Origin of the sequence: Emergencia sp. 1XD21-10, assembly GCF_009936045.1 — a bacterium.
GTDB lineage: Bacteria > Bacillota > Clostridia > Peptostreptococcales > Anaerovoracaceae > Senimuribacter > Senimuribacter intestinalis.
On record NZ_QWEQ01000014.1, the window covers coordinates 1 to 10989 of the forward strand.

A 10989-nucleotide genomic window follows, 5' to 3' on the forward strand; every position below is an offset into this window, starting at 1 on the left:
AATATACAATCATAGATGAAGCTTCCAGACAGCGCTTCCTCTACCCATATAAAGAACAGAGTTCTTATTCTACCGTTGATTTCATAAAGCGCGCTATCCAATTCTTTAGATATACACCGAAAATGATTCAAACGGATAATGGCGCTGAATTTACTTATCCAAAAGACTACAAAAAACTACATCCAATGGATAAACTCTGTGATGAACTTGGCATTACCCACAAGCTGATTCGTCCACGCACACCAAGACACAATGGCAAAGTAGAACGCAGCCATCGATTGGACCAGGAGCGATTTTACAATTACCTGTATTTCTACTCCTATGAAGATTTAAAAGTGCAGATGCTCCGCTATCTAAAACGTTACAACAACACCCCTAAACCAGTCCTTGGGTGGGCTACACCTTTGGAGAAAAGGGTATCTTTAGAATTGCATTCTCATGATACCATATCGTCAAATTGATGCTCCCTTTTTGGTGTCACATCATTGACAAAACAACACTTTTCAGAAAATTGCCCATAAACAAGAGACTGTTTCAAAATGATACAGCCTCCCATGTTTATTTTTATCAATTACAGCGCTTCGTACGTCAGCTGTGCGCCTTCCTGTTTCTGTTTCACTGCTTTTGCAAATGCCCATGCTGTATCCATACAGGTCAGCACCGGCAAGCCGTGCTCAATCGCCGCACGCCTGATTGGGAAAGTATCTGCGCCAATCTTGTTGATGGCTTTCGGCGTATTAATAACAATATGAATGTCTTCGGAAATTTTAGGGATCACATCACTGTAATCGGTAACTGCCGCTTTTATTTCATATTCCTTCAAAAATGCCGCCGTTCCTGCCGAGGCGTATAGAACAAATCCCATGTTCATGTAGTCTTTTATCACCGCTGCGCTTTCTTCTGTTTTATCATGGTCTTTGAGAGAAATGAACACGCCGCCTCCTGTTGGAATCTGTGTTCCTGTTCCCAGAAACCCTTTATAGATGGCTTTATCCAGGTCGGTATCGATACCTAATACTTCACCGGTAGACTTCATCTCAGGTCCCACTGCCACATCTACATCGGTCAATTTTGCGTCGGAGAATACCGGTACTTTTACAGCATAGTAATTTTGTGCAGGGTAAATACCTGTGCCATAGCCAAGATCAACCAGCTTGTTGCCAGTCATGACGGCTACTGCCAATTTTACCATCGGTACTTTTGTCACCTTGCTGAGAATCGGCACCGTTCTTGACGCACGCGGATTCACTTCGATAACATAAATCCGTTCGCCGTCCCAGACATACTGAATATTGACAAGTCCAACGATATGTAGCGCCCGGCAGATGCGTTTTGTAGCGAAAAGCAGTTCCTGCAGTACTTCCTCCGGCAGCGAGTAAGTCGGATATACCGTACAGCTGTCTCCAGAATGGACGCCGGTTCTCTCGATATGTTCCATAATGCCCGGAATCAGGACATCCTCTCCGTCAGCTACTGCATCTACCTCAATTTCCTTGCCCTCAACATATTTGTCGATGAGGACAGGATGCTCGTGGGAAAGTTTTACCGCCTCCTTCAGATATTTCCGCAGTTCCTCATCGGAATAGACTACCTGCATGGCTCTGCCACCGATGACAAAGGACGGGCGTACTACCAGAGGATACCCCAGTCTTTCTACCGCTTCAAAGGCTTCCTCCTGGTTTCGTACTGCGCAGCCTTTCGGTGCTGCAATATCTAACAGATCCAAAAGACTAGAGAACTTTTCTCTATCTTCCGCCAGATCGATATATTTATTCTGAGTGCCCAAAATTTTAATACTTCTTGCAGCCAGTTTGGATGCAAGATTTAGGGAAGTCTGCCCGCCAAACTGCAGAATCACACCTTCCGGTCTCTCCTGCTTAATCACGTTCATCACATCGTCTGTATGAAGCGGTTCAAAATACAGCTTGTCTGCTGTATCAAAATCCGTGCTGACCGTCTCCGGATTATTGTTAATGATAATGGACTCATAGCCCAGTTCCTTCAAAGCCCACACGCCTTGCACACAGCAGTAGTCAAATTCAATGCCCTGACCGATCCGAATGGGACCGGAGCCGACAACCAGAATTTTTTCATGGGTACTCTTTACACTTTCATTTTCCCCGCCATAGCTGGAATAGTAGTACGGCGTGACTGCGTCAAATTCTCCCGCACAGGTATCGACCACCTTGTAAACTGGGTAAATATCGTGATACAATCTGATATCCTGAAGGACCTCTCTTTCCATGCCGGTCAGTCCCAGAATCTCGTCGTCTGTAAAGCCGCGCTGTTCTGCCTCTCTGACTAAATCTGCCGTAATTTCTTCGCTCTGCAGCGTTTTTTCCATCAACACGATGCCCTCAATTTTATAAAGGAACCAGCGGTCAATTTGTGTCATTTCAAAAATCTCTTCTACGCCGGCAAGTCCGCGCCGGAATGCTTCTGCGATACAAAATATACGCTCATCATCGCAGGCAAGCAATTTTTCCATAAGGCGGCTGTCAGAAAGTCCAGTTACGTACGGCACCCGCAGACCGGTTCCTTCGGTTTCTAAAGAGGCGATTGCTTTTAAGAGGGCACTCTCAAAGTTTCTGTCAATTGCCATGATTTCACCGGTGGCTTTCATCTGCGTCCCCAGTTTTCTGGAGGCAGTGCGGAACTTATCAAAAGGCCACTTTGGGAATTTTACAACACAGTAGTCAAGCGCCGGCTCAAAGCAGGCGCTGGAGCTTTCTGTTACATAATTCTTCAATTCATCCAGGCTATAACCGATGGCAATTTTGGCAGCAATTTTGGCGATAGGATATCCTGCCGCTTTAGATGCAAGTGCGGACGAACGACTGACGCGCGGATTCACTTCAATGACGATGTATTCATCCTTGTCCGGATTCAGCGCAAACTGTACATTACAGCCGCCTTCGATTTCCAGCTTTCTGATGATAGACAGCGATGCGTCACGCAGCATCTGGTATTGCCCGTCGGTCAAAGTCTGTGTCGGCGCTACGACGATGCTGTCTCCCGTATGCACGCCCACAGGATCCAAGTTTTCCATACTGCAGATAATGATGCAATTATTCTTGCCGTCCCTGATTACCTCGTATTCTACTTCTTTCCAGCCTGCTACAGACTTTTCCAGCAAAATCTGCCCGATAGCACTTTTCTCCATACCCAACTGGCAGAAATGTTCCAGTTCTTCATCGTTGTGGGCAATGCCGCCGCCTGTGCCGCCAAGCGTATATGCAGGACGGATGATAACAGGATATCCAATTTCTTCAACAAAGGCCTTACACTCTTCCAGGCTTGTTGCGATAGTACTCGGCGGAATGGGATGTCCTGTCTGCAGCATCAGCGCTTTAAATGCCTCCCTGTCTTCGGCTTTATGGATGGACTCTTTATTGACGCCAAGAAGTCTAACACCGTATTTCTCAAAGACACCTTTTTCGTCCAGCGCCATAGCAAGGTTTAGTCCAGTCTGTCCGCCAAACCCTGCCAGCACGCCATCCGGGCGCTCTTTTGCAAGAATCTGTTCCACAGCTTCTTCTGTAATCGGCTCCAGATAAACTTTATCTGCAATTCCCTGATCGGTCATAATGGTCGCTGGATTGCTGTTGATGAGAATAGTCTCAATGCCTTCTTCGCTGATAGCTTTACACGCCTGCGTACCTGCATAGTCAAATTCCGCAGCCTGTCCAATAATAATCGGGCCTGAGCCAATAATTAAAACTTTCTTTAAGGTAAAATCTCTAGGCATTACAGTCTTCCCCCTTTCATTAAGTCGATGAACTGATCGAATAAGTATCCAGTATCGTTTGGACCTGGATTTGATTCAGGATGAAACTGTACAGAAAAAACTGGTTTTGACAGATGTGCCATCCCTTCCACACTTCCGTCATTCAAATTCAGATGGGTCGCTTCCAGCCCTTTTAGAACAATACTTTGCGGCTGCACTGCGTAGCCGTGATTCTGGCTGGTGATATAACTTCTTCCAATATTTTTATCGAAGACGCCGTGATTGCAGCCACGATGTCCGTACTGCATTTTGTAGGTGCTGCCGCCGCAGGCAAGGGCGATCAGCTGATGTCCCATGCAGATACCGAAAATCGGCATTAAATCCGCGCCATAATTACTGTTGGTTATAAGCTTCTCGATAACGGCTACCGCTTCTGTTGCCGATGCAGGGTCCCCTGGGCCATTGGTTAAAAATACGCCGTCAGGCTTTGCCTCCAAAATAGTCTTTGCTTTGGTACCGTAAGGGTAGATGGTCATACTGCAGCCTCGGTCTGCCAGTTCTTTGAGAATACTCCGCTTCACGCCCAAATCCAGCACTGCTACGTGGAAGTCACTTCCCGGCGTTTTTATTGTCTGTATCTCCTGTACGCCAGCAGTTTTCATCTGGTCTGTCGAAAGTTCTGTCTCTTCTGCAAGTTTTTTAATTTCACTGAGGGGAATATCTTCTGTGGTAATAACACACTTCTGGCTGCCGGTCTTTCTGAGCTTTCTCGTAATTTCTCTAGTGTCTACGCCGTAAACACCTGGAACACCCTGCTCGCAAAACCACTGGTCAATGGTCTTTACGCTGCGATGGTTGCTGGGTTTCATACATAAATCCTGGCATACTGCGCCCAGTGCATGAATTTTTTCTGACTCATAGTCTTCATTATTAATTCCATAGTTTCCCAAAAGCGGATAAGTCATGGTAATGATCTGTCCACTATAGGAAGGGTCGGTCAATGTTTTCTGATACCCGGTCATCGCTGTATTAAAGACCAGTTCACCCACGTTGGTGGTGCAGGCACCAAAGCCCTTTCCCTTATATATGCTGCCGTCTTCTAGATAAATAAGTCCTTTCATCTGCCCTCCTTGTACTTTGTAAGTGATTCTGCGTTTCTTGCTGTTTTCTATTACGTTCTAACGGAAGATTATACCAGTAAATTTATATTTATGCAATAGCTGTTTTGGGATTTTTTTCAGTACAATCGAAGTAAAAAACTTGTGCAGCAGAACACAAACTTACATTCTATCGCACAAGTTTTATTACTTTTCTCATAATCATATTATTTCATTGCTACACCCGCTGCCTGAAAATGTAAACTGCGCAATCCCTCCACCTCATCGCAGACTGGCTTCAGACTGCACGCCCTGCAATCCATCACCAGATTGTCGAAAATCCGGTGCAGAGAAGCTGTGATTTCTTCCCCTTTTTTAGCCAGCATCGCCAACTTTTCGTAGGGAAAATCCGGCTGGGTAATGAATAAAATCGTGACGCATTCTACCTTCGGATGGGTATGGTATCCCTCTATGAATAAGCGCCCTACTTTCTCAAAAGTCATCCCTTCCCGCAGGGCTTTTTTTGCAATGCGAACAGGCTCACGCATACCTGCAGCAGAAATCCTCATCATATAGCCCCTGGGAAAAACATGATACCTTGTATACTCTATCTTACGCAATTGTTCATAAGCCTCATCTTCTCCTGCAAAGCTGTTTTCTTCAACTTTTAAAAGGGTAATTCTTGCATAGGATGAATCCGTTTCAAGCTGCGGAAGGTCTGGACCAAAAAGCAGCACCTCGTCTTCGGGGACCAAACTTTCATCCGAGGTAAAGAAAAGCCCGCTGACCGCCGGCAAACTGCCGCCGCCCAACTCATATGCCATATCCTTTTTCATCACCATCTCAAAGTCATCTGTCTGCTGCCAGGCTTTTCCGCTACAGGACTGCACCTGCGCCTGCCCAGTCAAAGATAAAACCTCCTCAATCAATGCATCGTAGAGTTTCATCATCCGTCCATCCTGTCCCGTTTGATTCTGTCATAATGTCCATTTAGAAGAGTTCCCATCTTCGCTGCCATCTTCATATCTAAATTGAAAAAGAATACAACTAGGCTCAGCACAAAAAGCACTGCCAAAATACAGGCTATCATGAGTACAATTTTTAACATTTTGCCATTCCTTTCTGCCTTGCAAATTCCGCTGCGCCAAGTGCTCCCATCAGCTGCGGATCTACCGATAAATCGACAACTTCTACCTTCAGAACTTTTTGAATCGCAGCTTTCAAACCTTCATTTTTTGCACAGCCGCCGGTTAAAGTTATGCTGTCAGTCACGCCGGCTTTCTTTGCCATAACAAAACACCGTTTAGCCACAGACATCTGAATGCCTGCTGCAATTTCTTCCATGGGCTTTCCTTCTCCTACAAGGGAGATTACCTCACTCTCCGCAAAGACCGCACACTGCGCCGTGATTGGAATTGCGTTCTTTACGCCCAGCGACAGTTTTGAAAACTCCGGCAGGCTCATCTCAAAGGCGTTCGCCATCGTTTCAAAAAACCTTCCGGTCCCCGCTGCACATTTATCATTCATTGCAAAATTCAGTACAGTTCCATCAGTATCAACGGCGATGCCCTTTACATCCTGGCCTCCAATATCAATAATCGCGCGCACGTCCGGCGCCGCTGCATGAACCCCCATGGCATGGCAGCTTATTTCAGAAATGTTTTCGTCTGCGAACGGCACTTTATTTCTGCCATAGCCGGTGCCTACTAAATAGGTTAAATCCTCCGCATTTTTCAGTTCGGGAATTTGTTCCAGCGCAGCAGCCAGCGCATCCTGCGCACTGAGAACCGGATTAATTCTGCTTTTTAGAATCACGGATGCTACAATTTTTGCAGTCTCATCTAGAATCACGCATTTTGTATATGTACTTCCGGCATCACAGCCGCCAAAATATTTCATCGTCTTCCTCCGTTTGTATTAAGTTATTTCACAGTTTTGTTTTCACTGTTTTTATTTGTTTCTATTAGCTCCCATCACTCACCAAGCGGAAATTGGGCGGGCTCCATTATACGACTAGCGTCTTGCCACTCGCTCTGCTCGTGGGAACTAGTCGTAGAGTGCCACGTGCTAAAGCACTGCACTCCTGACAGGGGCCCTACTACAATTCGCTTCGCTTATTGAGTTAGGTCTCCCAAAGCATAAGGAGTTTCCATCAATTTCCTTCGGAAATTGGGACAACTCCATTACCAGCACTTTGCGTCGTCGAACTCCTCAAGGGTTGGGTCTACTGGTTCTTCACGAAGCACGGTACGCATATAGCGATTGACTTCTGTCCGCATGTCCTGCCGGGATGCGTCCTCCGGTTTCATCAGCCCATGGGTCACCCAAATCAGATGAATGCCGCGCTTGCGGGCTTCCTCTTCAAAAATGCCGTGATACCCGCTCATGGCTTTGCAGCCCATATGCGCATACATAATAACCATATCACAGTTAAAATATTCGCAGTAGCGCCAAAGGGCCTCGACGCCCACTTCATAACCGCCGTTAGAGCGGTTGCGCATAATCATGTTTTCGTAAAGATGTGCCAGATCATAAATGGCTTTTTCCGGGTCTTCGGTATCAATCGGCTCCATAGAAACCAGACTGAGCATATCTGCCAGAGCCGCAATCCCCCAGCAGTTCTGCAGCCAAATCGGAAAAGCTGTATAATATGCCGCCTGTACACCCCAAGTAATAGCTCTATGTCTGACTTCCTTTGCCACAGGCAGTTTTTTCGCATAACCCTCCTGCGCCAAGGCGGTGATTTTGCGGTCAGTTTCCAGGAATTCCATATTCCGCCCGCCTGCAGCCTGATACACACCGTAGCGATAAAGAGCAAGATTGTCTCCAATGACCTGCGGATACGGTGTTCTGGACATTTCCAGCCATTCCTTTGTCAGCTCGCTCTCTGCGTTAAAGGTTTTCATAGAAGCAAAGAATGCGTTCCAGTCAAAGGTTTCGCCGGTATTTTCCTCTATAAAGCGAATACAGTTTTTAATCTCATCTGCCGCATAATCCTGCACACTTTCCTGGGTATGGCGAATGGGTACTGCCAGCTGGAAAGTCGGAATATTAAAGCGCATGGCTTCAATCCCGTTTCCCATAGCGCTGCCGTCGCAAGTGGTGTTGCACTGTACCGCGCATTTGCCAATAAGAGGAAAATCGTCGTCGATGGCAAGCCCAAGCTCCGCCGCCGGCATAGGACATACGTCTCCCGGAATACCGAATCTGCTGGTTACGTCGATATAGTGAGATACGCCGGTCTGATTCATCATGGCGCTGGTATAAATAGATGGAACTTCTACCGACAGCCACCGCAGATTGGGAAATCCATTCATAATCTCACTCATCATATTTTCATCAAAGATAACAATGCGGTCGCTGAGTGCTTTGTCGTTGCCGATACGCGGGTCCGCCTTAAAAATCGTCTCTACCATTTCACACATATCAGTTACAATCAGTCCCAGACCGGTGTGTGCCATTCGAAGCTGCACATCTCGCATGCCTTCTGTATGTCTGTCAAAAAAATCCGGCACCGCCAAAAAATTGAGCATCCAGCGATAACGGAAAAAGCCTTTAATGTTTCTTGGTTTTGCCGCAAACTTAATGAGAACTTTCCAGATTTTCAGCCATTGTGTATAGGCGTACCAAGTGTCTTTAAAGCCACGCCACTCTCTGCGTTTTCTCGCTTTTTTTCCGTCATACAAACTGCCTAGCTTCCTGCCGCCTGCTTCTTTACTCATGTTTCGTCTCCTTTTGACCTGCCAGTTTCTTAATTTCTATACTTTCCACAAATGCCTGTATGCGGGTGCGCAGCTGCCCGCTTTGTCCTACAACATAAGGGTGGTCGATGGAAAGTACAGGATATCCATAGTCCTTACGCATGATGTGGGTCGCTGCAGCCTGCTCGTAGCCCCAGTAATCACAAAACTTCATATACTGGTAAATAATACCGTCCGCGTTGTACTCCTTCGCCAGTGCATCTATATAAGTTTTTCTCTCGCGAATTTTATCGGTGTTCATGTAGCGAGGACACTGCCCGTGCTCCATGTAATGCCTGCAAATACTTGTCAGTGGATCTTCTTCAGGTTCAATCACAATTTCCTCTCTGCCCGGAAGAGAGCCAAAGCAAAAACGATCCGCCGCCACATAAGCGCCGGCTTCCTCCGCCAGTTTAATTAGCGCCGGGTCGTCGATTTCAGAGCCAGCCATAACGACTCGCACGCGGTACGGAGACTTCTCGTCAGGCTCCCTGCTGTTCAATTCTTCCAAGGTTTCCGTCAGCTTTTCAACCAAAAGATCATGAGGACAGCAATAAGTAGCAAGGCACAGCACCGCAAACTCATAGCCGGTGATAACCGGATTTTCTGACTTTCTAAAATCACCAATTTTGCGAATCAACTCATTTATCTGGTTTTGTGCCTTTACCGCCTGAAACAGCGCAGCGTCAGATACGTCAATGTCAAAAGCTTCGTGAAGCGGAGCAAGCACCCGAAGACGCATTTGTTTTACATAGTGTTTCAGAGCAGTTTCATCTGCTTTCATAGGCACATCTGCATAGGTGACAAAGAAATGTTCCTTGCTGCAAAGCCCCTGTTTTTCAATGTTTTCTACGCACCGATTCATCTGTGCGCAAGCGTCCGGGGTCAGCATGCAGTCGAGAAACTCATAGCCGCCTTCTAAAGCTCTTTCCAAATAGGCTCTGCACCCTTCGCAAAGTAAACTAGTCATATAGTAGGTACCCATTTCAATGGACCCAGTCCTAGGCGCACGAAGCCGCACAGCAAAAGTCCCCGGCAAATTGAGCAGCACCTCCGGAATCAATGCGCAGACGCTGCCGATAGCGATATCTCCTCGGCTTTGTGCCTCACGCACCAAATCATTATGACTTTCCTCTAACAGTTTTTCAAAATAAAATAGATGTTTCAGGTCCTTCAAGTCTATACTCCTATCTGCTGCAATGCTCTGGCAGCGCCTTTTACAATTTCCGTATCATCTGGCAGATAGAATACGTTCTCTCCCGCCAGATCAAACTGGCTGAGTTTTCCATCTGCCATAATCTCTGCCAGAACAGGTAACTCATCTATGTGGATAGCTCGCTTGCTTTCCTCAGACAAAATTCTGTTGATGATAACACCAACTTCTTCATACATAACTAGGCGCTCTGCTACGGACTTGATAGTCTGTATGACCTGAATGCCTTTCCGGCTTGGATCGGTGATGAGAAGCAGATGCGTTACTTTTTCCATCACTCTCCTGTTAATCTGCTCAATACCCGCTTCGCCATCGATGACGATATAGTCGAACTCCTCTGACAGCAAGGTTATCACATCTTTCAAATATGTATTAATTTTGCAGTAGCATCCCGCCGATTCGGGTCTTCCCACTGCGATAAAAGCAAATCCATCCTTTTCGGTCAATGTTTCAAAGATTTTATATCTGGCTTCCCCCAGCAGTTCAATTGCCGCTTTGGTCTGCCCGTCTTCCACAGTTTCCACCACCTCTATACGAATATCGTCGATGGTTTTTTCTGGCTGGATTCCAAGAGCCGTTGCCAGACCCACTGCCGGATCTGCATCGATAGCAAGAATCCGTTTGTCTGGATATTTTTTTGTTAAAACTTTAATCATCGCCGCTGCAACAGAGGTCTTTCCAACCCCACCTTTTCCTGCTACTGCAATGATTTTCGGTTGATGTTTCATAGATTTGCCTCCTTTTGTTACTCTTATCAGTATAGCACAGTGGATACAGAAAGGTCAAAGATTCCTTGGAAATCAGAGAAAGAAAAAGAACTGAAATTCCCTTACGAACATCATTTTGATCCGCTTGGATTTTCAGTTCTTTTATGCTCTTCATTATTCTTCATAATGAAGAGACCTCTTCTATACTTAGGCCTGTTAAAATCGAAATTTGCGCAACATCAATTCCTGCCTTTTTTAGTGTAATCGCAATACTTCTCCGCTGCGCATGCAGCTGCTCCTGTTGCACGCTCAACGCCTGCTGTTTAATGTCCAATTCCTGCTGCTGAACATCTAATTCCTTCTGTTGAATGTCCAGTGCCCGTTGTTGAATGTCTAATTCATCCTGTCGGGATTCAACTTCAGCTTCTTTCTTCTGTACATCAGCTTCCTTCTTCTGCACATCAGCTTCCTTCTTCTGCACATCAGCTTCCTTCTTCTGCACATC

The 10989-nt window shown here is 46.2% G+C and carries 10 protein-coding genes; 1 reads left to right on the forward strand and 9 read right to left on the reverse strand.

All coding sequences use genetic code 11. From position 1 onward, the window contains the following. Positions 1–461, forward strand: a 461-nt coding sequence (locus D1151_RS10215; RefSeq protein ID WP_161908847.1) for a DDE-type integrase/transposase/recombinase, incomplete at its 5' end; no start/stop codon positions are given. A 110-nt stretch (positions 462–571) separates the two neighbouring features. Here the strand turns inward: D1151_RS10215 and carB are convergent. The 9 genes from carB to D1151_RS10255 form a co-directional block, all read right to left on the reverse strand. After that, positions 572–3748 carry a carbamoyl-phosphate synthase (glutamine-hydrolyzing) large subunit gene (carB, locus tag D1151_RS10220; protein ID WP_161908848.1) on the reverse strand — a complete coding sequence of 1059 codons (3177 nt, stop codon included), beginning with the start codon at positions 3746–3748 and terminating at the stop codon, positions 572–574. After that, complete coding sequence (carA, locus tag D1151_RS10225) at positions 3748–4848, reverse strand: glutamine-hydrolyzing carbamoyl-phosphate synthase small subunit (protein WP_161908849.1); 1101 nt, start codon at positions 4846–4848, stop codon at positions 3748–3750. The genes carB and carA overlap by 1 nt, the downstream gene beginning before the upstream one ends. A gap of 203 nt (positions 4849–5051) precedes the next feature. Further along, on the reverse strand, positions 5052–5774 hold the full coding sequence (locus tag D1151_RS10230; RefSeq protein WP_161908850.1) for a carbon monoxide dehydrogenase: 723 nt from the start codon (positions 5772–5774) through the stop codon (positions 5052–5054). Continuing rightward, complete coding sequence (locus tag D1151_RS16660; protein WP_202620416.1) at positions 5771–5932, reverse strand: hypothetical protein; 162 nt, start codon at positions 5930–5932, stop codon at positions 5771–5773. Before D1151_RS16660 ends, D1151_RS10230 begins: the two co-directional genes overlap by 4 nt. Further along, the gene (locus tag D1151_RS10235; protein WP_161908851.1) at positions 5926–6723 is read right to left on the reverse strand and encodes an acyl-CoA dehydratase activase; all 798 of its coding nucleotides are present in this window, start codon (positions 6721–6723) and stop codon (positions 5926–5928) included. Before D1151_RS10235 ends, D1151_RS16660 begins: the two co-directional genes overlap by 7 nt. Positions 6724–7007: 284 nt before the next feature. After that, positions 7008–8546: a 2-hydroxyacyl-CoA dehydratase family protein gene (locus D1151_RS10240; protein ID WP_160202622.1), complete on the reverse strand. Its 1539-nt coding sequence runs from the start codon at positions 8544–8546 to the stop codon at positions 7008–7010. Then, the gene (locus D1151_RS10245) at positions 8539–9741 is read right to left on the reverse strand and encodes a 2-hydroxyacyl-CoA dehydratase family protein (protein ID WP_161908852.1); all 1203 of its coding nucleotides are present in this window, start codon (positions 9739–9741) and stop codon (positions 8539–8541) included. Before D1151_RS10245 ends, D1151_RS10240 begins: the two co-directional genes overlap by 8 nt. 2 nt (positions 9742–9743) lie before the next feature. Further along, entirely contained in the window at positions 9744–10505 is a 762-nt protein-coding gene (locus tag D1151_RS10250; RefSeq protein WP_160202620.1) for an AAA family ATPase, read from the reverse strand. 160 nt (positions 10506–10665) lie between these two features. Then, positions 10666–10989 (reverse strand): hypothetical protein (locus D1151_RS10255; protein WP_207708622.1); only part of this gene is annotated, 324 nt, incomplete at its 5' end.

Coding starts and splice junctions, on each gene's coding strand:
- carA (WP_161908849.1), bottom strand. CDS start 4,848: ATGAAAGGACTTATTTATCTAGAAGACGGCAGCATATATAAGGGAAAG.
- D1151_RS10235 (WP_161908851.1), bottom strand. CDS start 6,723: ATGAAATATTTTGGCGGCTGTGATGCCGGAAGTACATATACAAAATGC.
- D1151_RS16660 (WP_202620416.1), bottom strand. CDS start 5,932: ATGTTAAAAATTGTACTCATGATAGCCTGTATTTTGGCAGTGCTTTTT.
- D1151_RS10250 (WP_160202620.1), bottom strand. CDS start 10,505: ATGAAACATCAACCGAAAATCATTGCAGTAGCAGGAAAAGGTGGGGTT.
- carB (WP_161908848.1), bottom strand. CDS start 3,748: ATGCCTAGAGATTTTACCTTAAAGAAAGTTTTAATTATTGGCTCAGGC.
- D1151_RS10240 (WP_160202622.1), bottom strand. CDS start 8,546: ATGAGTAAAGAAGCAGGCGGCAGGAAGCTAGGCAGTTTGTATGACGGA.
- D1151_RS10230 (WP_161908850.1), bottom strand. CDS start 5,774: ATGATGAAACTCTACGATGCATTGATTGAGGAGGTTTTATCTTTGACT.